The organism is Pseudomonas sp. HLS-6 (genome assembly GCF_002753995.1).
Lineage (GTDB): Bacteria > Pseudomonadota > Gammaproteobacteria > Pseudomonadales > Pseudomonadaceae > Aquipseudomonas > Aquipseudomonas defluvii.
Genome location: NZ_CP024478.1, coordinates 2146691 through 2162398, shown reverse-complemented (window position 1 = coordinate 2162398; position 15708 = coordinate 2146691). Strand labels below are relative to the sequence as shown.

The 15708-nt window shown below is 62.0% G+C and carries 12 protein-coding genes; 7 read left to right on the top strand and 5 right to left on the bottom strand.

What is annotated here, in order from left to right; translation table 11 throughout:
* Nucleotides 1-159 precede the first annotated feature (159 nt).
* From CS390_RS10170 to CS390_RS10140, 7 genes are all read left to right on the top strand, one after another.
* Nucleotides 160-579, top strand: coding sequence for a hypothetical protein (locus CS390_RS10170; protein ID WP_099774249.1), 420 nt, complete (start codon nucleotides 160-162; stop codon nucleotides 577-579).
* A 29-nt stretch (nucleotides 580-608) separates the two neighbouring features.
* The gene (locus tag CS390_RS10165; RefSeq protein ID WP_099774248.1) at nucleotides 609-998 is read left to right on the top strand and encodes a tautomerase family protein; all 390 of its coding nucleotides are present in this window, start codon (nucleotides 609-611) and stop codon (nucleotides 996-998) included.
* A gap of 91 nt (nucleotides 999-1089) precedes the next feature.
* The gene (gene fusA, locus CS390_RS10160) at nucleotides 1090-3195 is read left to right on the top strand and encodes an elongation factor G (RefSeq protein WP_099774247.1); all 2106 of its coding nucleotides are present in this window, start codon (nucleotides 1090-1092) and stop codon (nucleotides 3193-3195) included.
* Nucleotides 3196-3338: 143 nt separating this feature from the next.
* Nucleotides 3339-4790 carry a SulP family inorganic anion transporter gene (locus CS390_RS10155; RefSeq protein ID WP_099774246.1) on the top strand — a complete coding sequence of 484 codons (1452 nt, stop codon included), beginning with the start codon at nucleotides 3339-3341 and terminating at the stop codon, nucleotides 4788-4790.
* A 102-nt stretch (nucleotides 4791-4892) separates the two neighbouring features.
* A complete protein-coding gene (locus CS390_RS10150; protein ID WP_099774245.1) occupies nucleotides 4893-6173 on the top strand; it encodes a bifunctional O-acetylhomoserine aminocarboxypropyltransferase/cysteine synthase in 1281 nt (426 codons plus the stop codon).
* A 253-nt stretch (nucleotides 6174-6426) separates the two neighbouring features.
* Nucleotides 6427-8382: a DNA topoisomerase III gene (locus CS390_RS10145; protein ID WP_099774244.1), complete on the top strand. Its 1956-nt coding sequence runs from the start codon at nucleotides 6427-6429 to the stop codon at nucleotides 8380-8382.
* Between the two features lie 48 nt (nucleotides 8383-8430).
* Nucleotides 8431-8820: a VOC family protein gene (locus CS390_RS10140; RefSeq protein ID WP_099774243.1), complete on the top strand. Its 390-nt coding sequence runs from the start codon at nucleotides 8431-8433 to the stop codon at nucleotides 8818-8820.
* A 79-nt stretch (nucleotides 8821-8899) separates the two neighbouring features.
* On the opposite strand, the gene CS390_RS10135 is transcribed toward CS390_RS10140, so the two are convergent.
* From CS390_RS10135 to CS390_RS10115, 5 genes are all read right to left on the bottom strand, one after another.
* Nucleotides 8900-10282 carry a DUF1329 domain-containing protein gene (locus CS390_RS10135; RefSeq protein WP_065760539.1) on the bottom strand — a complete coding sequence of 461 codons (1383 nt, stop codon included), beginning with the start codon at nucleotides 10280-10282 and terminating at the stop codon, nucleotides 8900-8902.
* A gap of 81 nt (nucleotides 10283-10363) precedes the next feature.
* Complete coding sequence (locus CS390_RS10130; protein ID WP_099774242.1) at nucleotides 10364-12058, bottom strand: class I adenylate-forming enzyme family protein; 1695 nt, start codon at nucleotides 12056-12058, stop codon at nucleotides 10364-10366.
* A 35-nt stretch (nucleotides 12059-12093) separates the two neighbouring features.
* Nucleotides 12094-13248 carry an acyl-CoA dehydrogenase family protein gene (locus CS390_RS10125; RefSeq protein WP_099774241.1) on the bottom strand — a complete coding sequence of 385 codons (1155 nt, stop codon included), beginning with the start codon at nucleotides 13246-13248 and terminating at the stop codon, nucleotides 12094-12096.
* The gene (locus tag CS390_RS10120) at nucleotides 13245-14450 is read right to left on the bottom strand and encodes an acyl-CoA dehydrogenase family protein (RefSeq protein ID WP_099774240.1); all 1206 of its coding nucleotides are present in this window, start codon (nucleotides 14448-14450) and stop codon (nucleotides 13245-13247) included. Before CS390_RS10120 ends, CS390_RS10125 begins: the two co-directional genes overlap by 4 nt.
* Before the next feature lie 83 nt (nucleotides 14451-14533).
* Nucleotides 14534-15703: an acyl-CoA dehydrogenase family protein gene (locus CS390_RS10115; protein ID WP_065760543.1), complete on the bottom strand. Its 1170-nt coding sequence runs from the start codon at nucleotides 15701-15703 to the stop codon at nucleotides 14534-14536.
* Between the last annotated feature and the right edge of the window lie 5 nt (nucleotides 15704-15708).

The following is a 15708-nucleotide window of genomic DNA, read 5'->3' as shown; positions in this document are numbered from 1 at the left end:
GCGGCTCGCGGACCCGCGTCCAGGCATCCGCCTGCAAGCACTGCGCCTGCCCACCCCTACTCGTCATAGTGATACATGGGGCCTTGGCTGCGAGCAGGCAGCGTTGTGGTGTAGGCTAACTGCCCTGGAAGAATAATGATTCAAAAAAGGATGAGCCCCATGACGTACGATGACGCCTCCTTGCGAGCCCTTGCCACACTGCCCCACACCGCCCTGTTCGTCGCCTGGGCCGTGCAACGGTCCCTGACCAGCCGTAACTTTCAGGCAGACTTCGACTACGAGATCAATTCGCTGGTTGAACGTACCCTCACGCCCGGCCTGTTCTTTCGCCAGTGCTGCGACAGCAGGCTCAACGCTGAAGACCTCAACCGCCAGGGCAATGCCTTCGTCGCCCACTACCAGGCCATCGAGAACGGCCAGTTTGCCGCCGACTGCCAGGACCTGCTGGCGACAAAGGGTGATCGCCCCAGCAGTGTGGCCGACACCTGGGACAACTTCGACAGGCTGAAACCACGCCTGGATGAACGCTTTGCGCAGTGGCAAAAGGACCTTTACCTCGCAACCAGCACCACAATCTGACCCAGCACATTTCCAAGGATGGATTACCCATGGCACAAATAAAGGTCTATGGCCTGCGCTCGACACTGGAGCGCCACCGCACAGGACTGTCGGAGGCGATTCATGCCGCAGTGATGGCTGCACTGGCGTATCCGGTCGAGAAACGTTTCCAACGTTTCATTGCGCTGGACCCGGCGGATTTCCTCTACCCCGACGACCGCTCACACCAGTACACCATCATTGAGATCAGCCTGTTCGAGGGCCGTTCGGTACAGGCGAAGAAAGCACTCATTCGCCTGTTGTTCCTGTACATCGGCGAACGCACCGGCATCAGCGCCCAGGATGTGGAAATTACCCTGTCTGAAACCCCGCGGGAGAACTGGGGTATTCGCGGCCTACCGGGAAATGAGCTGGGGTTGAACTACAAGGTTGAGGTCTGACAGGCGCCGTATGTCCGGGTGGCGCCCGCCGGGTGTCGATTGTTCTGCTACTTTGGGAATACCTAGCACGCACACGTACAGGTGACCCATCATGGCGCGCACCACCCCCATCGAGCTCTACCGCAACATTGGCATCGTTGCCCACGTAGACGCCGGCAAGACCACAACCACCGAACGCATCCTGTTCTACACCGGGGTCAACTATAAAATGGGCGAGGTGCATGACGGCGCCGCGACCATGGACTGGATGGCCCAGGAGCAGGAGCGCGGCATCACCATCACCTCGGCAGCCACCACGGCTTTCTGGCAAGGCTCGACCAAGCAGTTCCCGAACAAGTACCGCTTCAACATCATCGACACCCCCGGCCACGTTGACTTCACCATTGAAGTCGAACGCTCGCTGCGCGTGCTCGACGGTGCGGTGGTGGTCTTCAGCGGCGCCGATGGCGTCGAGCCGCAGTCTGAAACCGTCTGGCGCCAGGCCAACAAATACAAGGTGCCTCGCCTGGCCTACATCAACAAGATGGACCGCCAGGGCGCCGATTTTCTGCGGGTGGTGAAACAGATCGACAAGCGCCTGGGGCACCACCCGGTGCCGATTCAACTGGCCATCGGCGCCGAGGAGCACTTTGTCGGGCAGATCGACCTGGTGAAGATGAAAGCGATCTACTGGAACGACGATGACCAGGGCACCAGCTACCGCGAGGAGGAAATCCCCGACGCGCTGCGGCCACTGGCAGAAGAATGGCGTGCCCACATGATCGAAGCCGCCGCCGAAGCCAACGACGAGTTGATGAGCCTGTACCTGGACGGTGTCGAACTGAGTACGGCGCAAATCAAGGCAGGATTGCGTCAGCGCACCCTGGACAACCAGATCGTGCCGACGATCCTCGGTTCATCGTTCAAGAACAAGGGGGTGCCGCTGATGCTCGACGCGGTGATCGACTACCTGCCGGCCCCTTCGGAAATCCCGGCCATCAACGGCACCGACCCGCAACACGAAGACAAGCACCTGGAGCGTCACGCCGACGACAACGAGCCCTTCTCGGCCCTGGCCTTCAAGATCGCCACCGACCCGTTCGTGGGTACCTTGACCTTTGTCCGGGTCTACTCCGGGGTATTGTCCTCAGGCGATGCGGTACTCAACTCGGTCAAGGGCAAGAAGGAACGGGTCGGGCGTATGGTGCAGATGCACGCCAACCAGCGTGCCGAAATCAAGGCCGTGTGCGCGGGCGACATCGCCGCACTGATCGGCATGAAGGATGTCACCACCGGCGATACCCTGTGCGACATCAACAAGCCCATTATCCTTGAGCGCATGGACTTCCCCGACCCGGTGATCTCGGTGGCCGTGGAGCCCAAGACCAAAGCCGACCAGGAAAAAATGGGCATCGCCTTGAGCAAACTCGCCCAGGAAGACCCGTCGTTCCGGGTCAAGACCGACGAGGAAACCGCACAGACCATCATTTCCGGTATGGGTGAGTTGCACCTGGACATCATCGTCGACCGCATGAAGCGCGAGTTCGGCGTCGATGCCAACATCGGCAAACCCCAGGTGGCCTACCGCGAGAAAATCCGCAATACCTGCGAGATCGAAGGCAAGTTTGTCCGCCAGTCGGGTGGTCGCGGCCAGTTCGGTCATTGCTGGATTCGCTTTTCGCCAAGCGATGAAGGCAAGGAAGGCCTGGAATTCACCAGTGAAGTGGTCGGTGGAGTCATCCCCCGTGAGTACATCCCGGCCATCCAGAAAGGCATCGAAGAACAGATGCAGAACGGCGTACTGGCCGGCTACCCGCTGATTGGCCTGAAAGCGGCGGTGTTCGACGGCTCGTACCACGACGTCGACTCCAACGAGATGGCCTTCAAGATCGCCGCGTCGATGGCCACCAAGCAGCTTTCGCAAAAAGGCGGTGCAGTGCTGCTGGAGCCGGTGATGAAGGTCGAAGTGGTCACACCGGAAGAATACATGGGTGATGTGATGGGCGACCTCAACCGTCGGCGTGGCGTGATCCAGGGCATGGACGACAGCCCGGCGGGCAAGGTGGTGCGTGCCGAAGTGCCACTGGGAGAAATGTTCGGCTACTCCACCGACATGCGCTCGATGTCCCAGGGCCGGGCCAGTTACTCGATGGAGTTCATTCGCTATTCAGAAGCGCCAGCCAGCATTACCGACGTGATTATCAAGAAACAGGGCTAGCCGCCACGGTACGCGGCACTCAAGACAACACGGCCAACCAGCGGGCTGGCCGTGACATTTCCAATTGCGTAAGATCCGCTCCCCTTCTTGCCAACACCGTTGACCGCGACCGCTTTCGCCGGTCGGTTTTTTTCAGGTACCCCATGAAACCCATTCGCCTACGCGCCGAGGCCCTGGCCGGCCTTACCACGTCCTTCGCCCTGCTGCCCGAATGCATCGCCTTCGCGCTGGTCGCGCACCTCAACCCGCTGATGGGGTTGTACGGTGCATTCATTATCTGCACCTTGACCGCCCTGTTCGGTGGGCGACCAGGCATGATTTCCGGCGCTGCCGGATCGATGGCGGTGGTGATCGTGGCGCTGGTGGTGCAGCACGGCGTGCAGTACCTGCTCGCCACGGTGCTGCTGGGTGGGCTGATCATGGTCGCCTTCGGCCTGCTGCGGCTGGGCAAACTGGTGCGCATGGTGCCGCACTCGGTGATGCTGGGGTTCGTCAATGGCCTGGCCATCATCATTGCCCTTGCCCAACTGGAGCATTTCAAAAGCGCAGAGGCCTGGCTCAGTGGTGCCCCGCTCTACCTGATGATCGGGCTGGTCACGCTGACGATGGCCATCGTCTACCTGCTGCCGCGCCTCACCCGCGCAGTGCCACCGGCGCTGGTTGCAATTCTGGGTGTCGGCCTTGCGGTGTACCTGCTTGACCTGCCGACCCGCACCTTGGGCGACATGGCCCACATTGCCGGCGGCCTGCCAGTATTTGCACTGCCCCAGCTACCCTGGAACCTTGAAACCCTCGGCATCGTCGCCCCTTATGCGATATTGATGGCCTTGATCGGCCTGCTGGAAACCCTGCTGACACTGAACCTCACCGATGAAATCACCGAAACCCGTGGCTACCCGGATCGCGAGTGCGTAGCACTGGGTGCAGCCAACATGGTTTCAGGGCTGTTCGGCGGCATGGGTGGATGCGCGATGATCGGCCAAACGGTGATCAACCTCAGCTCCGGTGGCCGTGGTCGCCTCTCGGGCGTGATCGCTGGGGTGATGATCCTGCTGTTCGTGCTGTTTCTCTCGCCGCTGATCGAGCGTATCCCGCTGGCCGCGCTGGTCGGGGTGATGTTCGTGGTCTCGCAACAGACCTTCGCCTGGGCCTCGCTGCGGGTGTTCAACAAAGTGCCCTTGAACGACGTACTGGTGATCATCTCGGTGACCGTCATCACGGTGTTCACCGACCTGGCCACCGCCGTGCTGTGCGGGATCATCATTACCGCCCTGAACTTTGCCTGGCAGCAAGCCCGCGAGCTTTACGCAGACGGCCATCTGGAAGCCGATGGCAGCAAGCGTTACCAACTGCATGGCACGCTGTTCTTCGCCTCGACCACCCAGTTCCTGAACCAGTTCGACCCGGCCAACGACCCGGCCCAGGTGACGCTCGATTGCCGCCACCTGAGCTTTGTCGACTACTCGGCAATCGCCGCGCTGAAGACATTGCGCGAACGCTATGCCAATGCCGGCAAGCACCTGCGGGTGCTGCACTTGTCTGAACGCTGCAGGCAACTGCTCAGACGCGCGGGCATGCACACACCAGGCGAGTGAGTCGCAGGAGGAGCGTTTCAGCAGGCCTGGCGGCTCTTGACCGACGCAGACACTGCGGCCCATGCTCACGCTCCTCCAACCGAACGCTCAGGGAACGACTGTATGAAGCTGGAAACCTTAGCCATTCACGCGGGCTTCAGCCCCGATCCAACCACGAAGGCTGTTGCCGTACCGATCTACCAGACCACCTCCTTCGCCTTTGACGACACCCAGCACGGTGCCGACCTGTTCGACCTGAAGGTGGCTGGCAATATCTACTCGCGGATCATGAACCCCACCAACGACGTCCTGGAAAAACGCATGGCCGCGCTTGAAGGTGGTGTCGGCGCACTGGCCGTGGCTTCGGGCATGGCTGCCATCACCTACGCCATCCAGACCGTGGCCGAGGCCGGCGACAACATCGTCTCGGTGGCCAAACTGTACGGCGGCACCTACAACCTGCTGGCCCACACCCTGCCGCGCTTCGGCATCCAGACCCGCTTCGCCGCCCATGACGACATTGCCGCGCTCGAGGCACTGATCGACGACAAGACCAAGGCAGTGTTCTGCGAGTCCTTCGGCAACCCGGCGGGCAACATCGTCGACCTCCGGGCACTGGCCGACGCCGCGCACCGCCATGGCGTGCCGCTGATCGTCGACAACACCGTCGCCACCCCGATCCTGTGCCGCCCGTTCGAGCACGGTGCCGACATCGTCGTGCATTCGCTGACCAAGTACATCGGTGGCCACGGCACCAGCATCGGCGGCATCGTGATCGACTCTGGCAACTTCCCCTGGGCTGAACACAAGCAGCGTTTTGCCCTGCTCAACACCCCTGACCCGTCCTACCACGGCGTCACCTACACCGAAGCCTTCGGCCCGGCAGCCTTTATCGGCCGCTGCCGCGTGGTACCCCTGCGCAACACCGGTGCGGCACTGTCGCCGTTCAACGCCTTCCTGATCCTGCAAGGCCTGGAAACACTGGCCCTGCGCATGGAGCGCCATACCGAGAACGCCCTGAAAGTGGCGAACTACCTGCGTGAGCATGAACAAGTCGCCTGGGTGAAATATGCCGGCCTGCCGGACCATCCCGAGCATGAGCTGGCCGTGCGCTACACCGGTGGCAAGCCGGCGTCGATCCTCTCGTTCGGCATCAAGGGCGGCCAGGAAGCCGGGGCGCGCTTCATCGATGCGCTGAAACTGGTAGTACGCCTGGTGAACATTGGCGACGCCAAATCGCTGGCCTGCCACCCGGCCTCCACGACCCACCGCCAGCTGAACGACGAAGAACTGGAGAAGGCCGGAGTGCCACGTGACATGGTACGCCTGTCCATTGGCATCGAGCACAGCGACGACATCCTGGCCGACCTGGCGCAGGCGCTGAAGGCCTCTGCACAAGGCTGAGTCGGGTCTTGTAGCGTTAGCAGGGTTGCTACTGGTGGGGGCCCATGAGTTCGCGGTGCCTGCATCGCGGGCACGGCTCGCTCCCCCAACCTGCGAGGATCAGGCAGCTGGCAAGACCGCACCCGCGGATTGCTCAGCCCCTGGCAAATCCGCAGATACAATAAACTGTACATCCATACAGATAATGCTTGCCTCCCGCCGCCACCCTGCGCATGCTATGCAACTTCTATAGCCGCCAGACTCATCATCGGCCATGCGCCTCTTTCTCTGCGAAAAACCCTCCCAGGCCAAGGACATCGCCAAAGTCCTCGGCGCCAACCGGCGCGGTGATGGCTGCTGGGTCGGCAACGACCTCTGCGTAACCTGGTGCATCGGTCACCTGCTGGAAACCGCACCACCCGACGCCTACGATGCCCGCTATAAACGCTGGGTACTGGAAGACCTGCCCATCGTGCCGCAGCAGTGGAAGATGCTGGTCAAACCGAAAACCGCCAGCCAGTTCAAGGCGGTGAAACGCCTGCTCGGCGAAGCCCGTGAACTGGTCATCGCTACCGACGCCGACCGCGAAGGTGAAATGATCGCCCGTGAACTGGTCGAGCACTGCCGCTACCGTGGGCCGATTCAGCGCCTGTGGTTATCGGCACTCGACGATGCCTCTATCCGCAAGGCTCTGGCAGCGCTCAAGCCCGGTGCCGCTACGTTCAGCCTCTACCACTCGGCCCTGGGTCGCTCACGGGCCGACTGGCTGATCGGCATGAACATGAGTCGCCTGTTCACCCTGCTCGGCCGTCGCTCCGGGTACCAGGGCGTGTTGCCGGTTGGCCGGGTGCAAACCCCTACCCTGCGCCTGGTGGTCGACCGCGACCGCAGCATAGCCGACTTCGTGCCGGTACCGTTCTGGGCCATCGAGGTGACGCTGAGCAGCGCCAATGCGAGCTTTACCGCGCAGTGGCGCGCCCCGGAAGACGCCTGTGACGATCAGGGCCGCTGCCTCAACCCGGTACTGGCACAGCAAGCCGCCGAGGCCATTGGCGGCGCGGCCAGCGCTGAGGTGGTGAACGTCAGCACGGAGCGAGTACGCGAAGCCGCCCCGTTGCCCTTCGACCTCGGTACCCTGCAGGAGCTCTGCTCGAAAAAGCTGGGCCTGGGCGCCCAGGAAACCCTCGACATTGCCCAGGCGCTGTATGAAACCTACAAGGTCATCACCTACCCACGCAGTGACTGTGGCTACCTGCCGCTGAGCCAGCACAGCGAGGCCCCGGCCATTCTCGCCGCACTGGGCCGGGCCGACGCCAGCCTGGCCGCACTGCAACCCTATCTGGAGCCGCAACGCCGCTCACGCGCCTGGAACGATGCCAAGGTCAGCGCCCACCACGGTATCATCCCTACCGCTGCGGCCATCGACCTGGGGCGCTTGCCGAGCAAGCACAAGTCGGTGTTCAGCCTGATCCGTGCACGCTACCTGGCGCAGTTTCTGCCCAACCACGAATACGACCGCACCGAGGTCGACTTCGACTGTGCCGGTCAGACCCTGCGCGCCGTTGGCAAGCGTATCGTCGAACCCGGCTGGCGCCGCGCCCTACCCGAAGCCCTGACCCCAGGCAAAGGTCGCGAAGCGCCGGCAGCGCAGGTGTTGCCGGCACTGAGCAAAGGCCAGCACTGCGCCGTGGCCGGGGTCAATCTCAAGGACCTCTGGACCCAGCCGCCCAAACCGTTCACCGAGGGCGATCTGATCAAGGCCATGAAGAACGTCGCCAAACTGGTCGACGATCCACGGCTCAAGCAAAAGCTCAAGGACACCACCGGTATTGGTACCGAGGCGACCCGTGCCGGAATCATCCAGGGCTTGCTCGACCGAGGCTACCTGGTGAAGAACGGCAAGGCGTTGTCGGCCACCCCAGCAGCCTGCAGCCTGATCGACGCCGTACCTCGGGCCATTGCCGACCCAGGCACTACGGCTATCTGGGAGCAGGCACTGGACATGGTGCAAACCGGCGAGATGAGCCTGGAGGAATTCGTTGCCAAGCAATCGGCATGGATGAGCAAGCAGGTCGAGCGATGTGCCGGGCTCAGCCTGAACATCAGCGGCCCGGCAGTTCCAGCCGGGGGTAGCAGCGCCCCCTGGAAAAAGAAACGCAAGGCCGCAGCGCGTAAACCATCGAGCAGCGCCAAACGTCCAAAGAAAACCGCGGCGCCAAAGGCCCGCTGAAAACGTGTACACACATCAACTGGATCAACTCAAGGTCAGGGACTGCCCATGAAATTTGCCTACACCATTCTTTACGTACCCGATGTCGCCTCATCGCTGGCGTTCTTTGAACAGGCCTTTGGCATTAACCGGCGCTTTTTGCATGAGTCTGGCGACTATGGCGAACTGGACACCGGTGCCACCACCCTGGCTTTCGCTTCACGGGCGCTGGGCCAGGCCAACCTGCCAGAGGGGCTGGTCGTGGCGGCTGAATCAGCCCGGCCGCTGGGCATGGAAATCGCACTCGCCACCGATACTGTCGAGGTCGCCCACGCCCAGGCACTGGCCTGCGGAGCAACCGAGCTCAAGGCCCCCGAGCAAAAGCCCTGGGGGCAAACCGTGTCGTACCTGCGCTGTCCCGATGGCTTGCTTGTGGAGTTGTGTACGCCGATGGCGTAACACTGGCGTCTGCGCCGACAGAAAAAAGCCCTGCCGGAGACCGGCAGGGCTTCAAGGTGCAGCCACTACAGTGTAACGATCAGCGACCGATAGCCCGCGCCGCGTCGGACGTGTACATGTCCGGCGTGAACTTGCTCTCGTTGAGGATCGGCCCCTTCTTCGCCTCGTTGGTCATCCCGTAGCCGGTGTACTGGCCCGAGTTCAAGTCCATGAAAAACTGTGAACCTGCCTGCCAGCCGCTCATGTCCGGATGGTAGTAGTAGTTGATCATTGCATGCTTCCACAGCTGCCCACGGGCATCGTAGTTATCGGCCATGACCGCGTTCCAGGTGTCTTCGTCAATGAACAGCACCCGCTTGCCATAGACGTGGCGATAGCCTTCCTTCAGGTCAGCCTCCACCACCCAGACACGCCGCAGCTCATAACGCATGAACTCAGGATTGGGGTGGTTGGGCGTGAGCATGTCAGCGTACTTGATGTTCCCCGCATTCGGTTTGAACGCGTTGGCCGGGCTGTAGATTTCACGCTTGCCAATCAGTTTCCAGGTGTAGCGTTCCGGCGCGCCGTTGAACAACCGGTCCTCATCGACCGTCATGGTCCCGTTGGTACCGATCATCGGTTGGTCATAACCGTAGCCCGGCATTTGCCGGACGCGTCGGGTCGACGGGCTATAGGCCCAGGCCTGGCGGGATTCGGTGGCGAAGTTGTAGGGTTCATGGGCAATGCTGATCACGCCGTTGTCACGGGCCGGTTTCAGCGTGGTGTTGTAACTCATCGCCTGGACCTTGTCTTCGGTCTTGGGTTCGACCGTTGGCGAGTTGGCCTGCGACAGGTTGCGCGCATGGGCACGGCCCCAACCGATACTGCCGTTGGGCAACACGGACGCCAGGTCGCTGATCTTTTCCTCGGTGTAGGCGCGCGCCGGCAACTGATGGTTCCAAAGCACTTCCATGCCGTTTTTCGGAATCGGGAACGGCACCTGACCGAGCCCTTCAATGCCCAGGCCGTCATTGACCAGCTTGGCAGTCAGTGCGTTCTGCATCGCCCGCCGGCACACATAATCGGGGTAACGGAAATCCCGATGCCCAGGGTAGACGTTCATCTTGTAGGTGGTCGGGTACTTCTTCAGCAGGGCTTTCTGACCTTCGGTCAGGTGCGCCTCGTACTGGCTCATGTTCTGTGCGGTGATCACCAGGATCGGCTTCTCCGACGCGTAAGGGTCCACAGGTTGGTCACCCGAGAACTTCACGTGATTCCAGCCGGGGACCTCACCGAGGTATTTGCCGGTGTACGGGGGAATGGTTCCTGCAGCATTACCGGCCTGCTCGGCACCGACGCAGGTCAGTTCCTTGCCCAGCTTGGCGGCTTCCTGAGGCGACACCTCGGCGTATGCGCTACCGATAATCCCGGCATTGGCGGTTAATGCGGCTGCGAGCATGACACCTGTTCTTGTTATTTTCATGTATTGCCTCCTTCGCTGATAAGGCTTGCGGGTATGGGCCTATTGTTCGTGTTCTGACGGCGCCAACATCGTCCGGAAAGACTAAAAATCAAGGTGCTTCCACCTTTCTTTCAGCGCGCTCTTGAGCACTTTGCCGGTGGCGTTGCGTGGCAGTGGCTCAGCCTGCGAGTACACCCGCGCCGGGACCTTGTAGCCCGCCAGCCGCTGGGCAATGAATGCACAGACCTGCCCTTGGTCGGGCATCTGCCCGGTATTGCCGTGAATGACCAACGCCACGGCTTCACCCAGTACCGGATCGGGGATGGCAAATGCCGCCGCCTCGTCAACACCGGGCATTTCACTGACACAGGCTTCAATTTCGGCCGCCGAGATTTTCTCGCCACCGCGGTTGATCAGGTCCTTGAGCCGCCCGGTAATGCAAAGAAACCCCTCCTCGTCCAGGTAGCCGATATCCCCCGTGTCGAGCCACCCGTCATGCAAGGCCTCGGCGCTGGCCTGCGGCAGGTTCCAATAGCCGCTCATCAGGGTTGGCGAACGCAGCCAGATCAAACCACTGGAACCGTTGGGCAACGGCTGCCGCGGGTCGTCGCCAATGCGCACATCGACAATCGGCAATGGCCAACCGGCCGTTGCCGGTTTGTAGACGAACTGATCGCCCCCAATGGCCGCGCCGATGCCGTTGCTTTCCGTCAGGCCGTAACCGCTGCCACAAATGGCCTCGGGCTTGCGTGCGATCATCTCGGCCAGTAAACCACTGGAGGACGCACCACCCCCAAGGCCCAGCCCGAACAGGCTGGCGGTCTGCTCGGAGCCAAAGCGTGGCGATGCGAGCAGTTGCTGCATCATGACCGGTGCGCCACTGAACTGGGTACAGTGCTCCTCACAGATCAGATCGAGGGCGCGTTCGACGTCCCACTTGTACATCAGCAGCAAACGCCGGCCACTGCGCATTGCCGAAAGGAACTGCGCATGCAACCCGCTGACATGGAACAGTGGAACCGCCATCAGGGTGGTGGGTGGGTAGCCGCTCTGGATCACCCCACTGATGAGCTCAGGTGAGCTCAGCGCGCAGAATGCGCTCTGGAACTCCAGTGCGGTCAGGGCCTGACAGATCGCTCGGTGGCTGGACACCACGCCCTTGGCCCGGCTGGTAGTGCCGGAGGTGTAGAGGATCAGTGCCGGTGCATCAGGGTCAATATTCACCACTGGAACAGGCAAGCGCGCGTCGGCCAACAGGTCTTCATAGCGAAGACAGTACTCGGGCAGCTGTACCTGACGTTCCGTTCCCACAACGATCGTTGGCAACTGGTCGCCGGCCAGGTCGTCTTGCAGCACGCTCAGCCGCGGTTCATCGCACAGCAGCACGCGGGCACCGCTGTCTTGCAAGCCATGCAGCAACTCGTCACGCAGCCCCCAGCTATTGAGCGGTACACACACCGCGCCGCAACGCTGGATCGCGGCGAATGCCACCAGCCAGGCCGGCTGATTGCGCATGGCAATGGCAACCCGCTCGCCGGGGCGCAGGTCAAAACAGGCGACCATCTGCCCTGCCAGCCGGTCAACCTGATCGAAGTACTCGGCAAAGGTCAGCCGCTGTGCTTGCCACACCAGGAACTCGCGCTCACCGTGCACACGACCGGCATCAATTGCTTCCACCAGGTTGTGTGCGGTGTGCCGAAAAAAACGTGCACCACCCTCCGCCGGGCTTACCACTTCAAAAGGCGAGCCCGGTGCAATCAATTGCTGCCAGGCGGTTTGCCATCGTTCAATGCTCATGTGTCGTTCTCCAGGGCAACCGAGACGTCGCGCCTTCAGGCGCAGGCCTCGTCGAGGGCCGAATAGCGTTCGCAATGAAAATCCCGGTCGCCCAAACAGGCCTGGGCAACGCGCACACGCTTGAGGTAAAGACCGACATCCAGTTCATCGGTGACCCCGATGCCACCGTGCATCTGTACGGATTCATTGCTGACCTTGATTGCCGTATCACCGGCCTTCCACTTCGCCAGGCTGACCAGTCGGCCACGTTCGGCGACACTGAGGCTGGCGTCGTCCAGGGCCGCCAGCCCGGCCATGACTGCGCTGCGGGCCAGGGCCAGATCGACGTACAACTGGGCGGCACGGTGTTGCAGGGCCTGGAACGAGCCAATCGGCGTGTCGAATTGCACGCGGGTCTTGAGGTAGTCGAGGGTGGTCTGGAACAGTTGCTCGGCCATGCCCAACAGTTCTGCGGCCAGGCACGCACGGCCGCGGTCCAGCGCGGTATCCAGCGCGGCCCAACCATCACCGAGCGTGCCCAACAGTGCGTCACTGCCCAGTTGCACACCGTCCAGCCGTAGCCGCGCACAGTTACGCGAGTCGATCAACGGCAAGGCGCTGCAATTCAGGCCAGGGGTATCGGCAGGTACCAGGAACAGGCTGATCCCCTGTGCCTCACCCGCATGCCCCGAGGTACGCGCAGCCAGCAGGTACGCATCGGCGCCAAGCCCATCGACCACCCAGTACTTGTCACCCCGCAAACGGAAACCGTCGCCCTCGACCACCGCCTCAAGGGCCGTACCCAACGGGTTATGACGTGACTGTTCATCCAGCGCCAGGGCCAGGCGTTTCTCGCCGCTGATCAGGGCATTCAGCCAGCGGTCCTGCTGTTGCGGGTTGCCCGCCAGGTGCAATAGCGAACCACCCAGCACCACGCTCGACAGCAAGGGCGTGGCCGCCAGGTTGTGACCGATAGACTCGAACACCGGCCCAAGCCCCATGCAGCCAAAGTCCAGGCCCCCGTAATTTTCCGGAAATGGAATCGCACTCCAGCCCAGGTCCACGGCGGCTTGCCACAGCTGCGAATCAAAACCGAGCACCGAGCCCTCGTCGCGCAGCCGACGCTGGGCCGCGACCGGGCTGCGCGCCGCGAGAAAATCCCGGGCACTGTCGGCGAGCAAGCGCTGCTCTTCGCTGTAGCGCAGGTTCATGGTGTCACTCCTTTCTTTGCATCGGGCAGACCAAGCACGCGCTTGGCGATGACATTGAGCTGGATCTCCGAGGCACCACCGGAAATCGTCAGGGCATAGCTGTTCAACCAGGCCCGGGTAATCGCCTGTTGCTGGGCACTGAAGGCCTCGCTTTGCCAGCCGAAGGCATGCCCGCCCATGGCATCGAGCAGGACTTCGAACTTGTCGCGCTCCTGCTCGGTGTGCACCAGTTTCATGATCGACATCAGGCCACTGACGTCGTCACCGAACCTGGCTTCTTCGGTCATGCGCTGAACCGTCAGGCCATAGGCGTGTTCATTCATCGCGCAGGCCACGGCGCGGGCATGCAGCGCCTGTTCGCCTTGGCTTTGAGGGCGCGGCAGGTACTCACGCAGCAGCGAAAGCAAATGGAAATGCGAGGGCAGGCTGATTTCGCCAAACTTCGACATGGCCTTGCGTTCGTGCTGCAGCAGGTACTTGCCCAGGTTCCAGCCGCCATCCAAGGGGCCGATCAGTTGCTGCTTAGGCACCTTCACCCCATCGAAGAACACTTGGCAGAACGCCGATTTGCCGCTGATCAGGTCAATCGGTACCGCCTTGACCCCAGGGCTGCGCATATCCAGCACGATCAGGCTGATACCTTCATGCTTGGGCACCGTGGGGTTGGTTCGTACCAGAGCGTACATCCAATCGGATTTATCGCCGTAGGACGTCCAGATCTTGCTGCCGTCAACGACAAAGTGGTCGCCAGCATCACGGGCCGCCATTTTCAGGCTGGCAAGGTCGGAACCCGCGTTAGGCTCTGAGAAGCCCTGACACCAGCGCACTTCACCCCGGGCCATGGGCGGCAATAACGTCCGCTTCTGCTCCTCACTGCCAAATGCCAGCAGCACCGGCCCAAGCATCCAGATGCCCAGGTTGATCTGGGGCGGCCGACACTTGAGCCTGCGAATTTCGCTCTCAAGTACCGCCAGTTGCTCTTCGCTCAAGCCCGCACCGCCGTATTCCTCGGGCCACTCGGGGCAGAACCAGCGCTTGTCACGCATGCGCTCAAACCACAACCGGGCGTCTTCGCTGGGGAACTGCGGCTGGCTGGCACCCCACACCACTTCGCCCTCCGCCATGGCGGTTCGCATGGACAAGGGGCAGTTGGCCTCCAGCCAGGCACGGGTCTCGTGCCTGAATTGCTCAATCGTGCTCATGAAATTCACCCTCGACCCGGCCCCGGACTCAGTCCGGAGCGGGTACTGTTCTTGTTGTATTAGCTGAGCGGCGCGGGGCGCTGTCAGCGTTGGGTACGTGGCATGCCCAGGCCGAACTGGGCGATCAGTTCACGCTGAATTTCGTTGGTGCCACCGCCAAACGTCAGGGTGACCGAAGAGCGCAGTTCGTACTCCAGCTCGCCCTGCAACAACGCCGCTGAGGAGCCGCTGCGCAACGAACCGTTGGCGCCGAGAATGGCGGCGAGCTTGCGCAGTATCTCGATGGCCGACTCGGAGCCATACACCTTGGTGGTCGAACTCAGGGCCACATCCATGCGCTGCTGCTCAAGGTCGGCAGCGATACGCAAGTTGATCAGGCGCATCGCTTCCAGGCGGGCATAACACTCTGCCAACGAACTGCGCACCCAGCCCTTGTCCATGGCCCGTCGGCCCTGTTCATCACGGCAACGCGCCCACAGGTAGACACGGCGGAACAAGGCGACCACCTTGTCCGACCAGGAGCCAAGCCCAAGCCGCTCATGGTTGAGTTGCTCGGTGATCAGCTTCCAGCCACCGTGCAGCTCCCCTACCAGCATGTCCTTGGGCACCCGCACGTTGTCGTAATAGGTGGCGGTGGTGGCAATGCTGGTGGTCGGGATCAGTGTCGTGGAGAACCCGGGCGCCTGGGTATCGAGGATCAGGATCGAAATCCCCTTGTGACGCGCTTGCGTGGGGTCAGTGCGCGCCGCCAGCCAGATGTAGTCCGCCGCATCGGCACCGGACGTCCACAATTTGTTGCCATTGACCACGAACTCATCGCCTTGCAGGCGTGCGCTGGTCTTGAGAACCGCCAGGTCACTGCCGGCGTCCGGCTCAGAGTAGCCGATGGCAAACATGATCTCGCCCGCAGCGATGCCCGGCAGGAAGCGCTCCTTTTGCAGCGCGCTGCCATGGGTCATCAGGGCCGGGCCAACAGTGCTGATGGTCACGAACGGCAATGGCGCACCGGCAATGTTGGCCTCTTCAAAGAAAATCAACTGCTCAGTGGCCGCGTAGCCTTGGCCACCATGCTCTTTGGGCCAGCCAACGGCCAGCCAACCGTCGCGGCCCATTTGCCGAATGGTTTGCCGGTACAGCTCGCCGCCTTCCTGGCCACGCAACTGCTCACGCAGCTGCGGGGTCATCAGCGCCTGGAAGTAGTCCCGCACCTTGTGGCGCAGGGCGTGTTGTTCAGGAGTCAGATCAACGAACATATAAC

Bases quoted from the DNA above. Each gene is read 5' to 3' on its own strand.
- CS390_RS10135 (WP_065760539.1), bottom strand. From the start codon at position 10,282: ATGAAAATAACAAGAACAGGTGTCATGCTCGCAGCCGCATTAACCGCC.
- CS390_RS10155 (WP_099774246.1), top strand. From the start codon at position 3,339: ATGAAACCCATTCGCCTACGCGCCGAGGCCCTGGCCGGCCTTACCACG.
- CS390_RS10130 (WP_099774242.1), bottom strand. From the start codon at position 12,058: ATGAGCATTGAACGATGGCAAACCGCCTGGCAGCAATTGATTGCACCG.
- CS390_RS10140 (WP_099774243.1), top strand. From the start codon at position 8,431: ATGAAATTTGCCTACACCATTCTTTACGTACCCGATGTCGCCTCATCG.
- CS390_RS10145 (WP_099774244.1), top strand. From the start codon at position 6,427: ATGCGCCTCTTTCTCTGCGAAAAACCCTCCCAGGCCAAGGACATCGCC.
- CS390_RS10120 (WP_099774240.1), bottom strand. From the start codon at position 14,450: ATGAGCACGATTGAGCAATTCAGGCACGAGACCCGTGCCTGGCTGGAG.
- CS390_RS10125 (WP_099774241.1), bottom strand. From the start codon at position 13,248: ATGAACCTGCGCTACAGCGAAGAGCAGCGCTTGCTCGCCGACAGTGCC.
- CS390_RS10165 (WP_099774248.1), top strand. From the start codon at position 609: ATGGCACAAATAAAGGTCTATGGCCTGCGCTCGACACTGGAGCGCCAC.
- CS390_RS10150 (WP_099774245.1), top strand. From the start codon at position 4,893: ATGAAGCTGGAAACCTTAGCCATTCACGCGGGCTTCAGCCCCGATCCA.
- CS390_RS10170 (WP_099774249.1), top strand. From the start codon at position 160: ATGACGTACGATGACGCCTCCTTGCGAGCCCTTGCCACACTGCCCCAC.
- fusA (WP_099774247.1), top strand. From the start codon at position 1,090: ATGGCGCGCACCACCCCCATCGAGCTCTACCGCAACATTGGCATCGTT.
- CS390_RS10115 (WP_065760543.1), bottom strand. From the start codon at position 15,703: ATGTTCGTTGATCTGACTCCTGAACAACACGCCCTGCGCCACAAGGTG.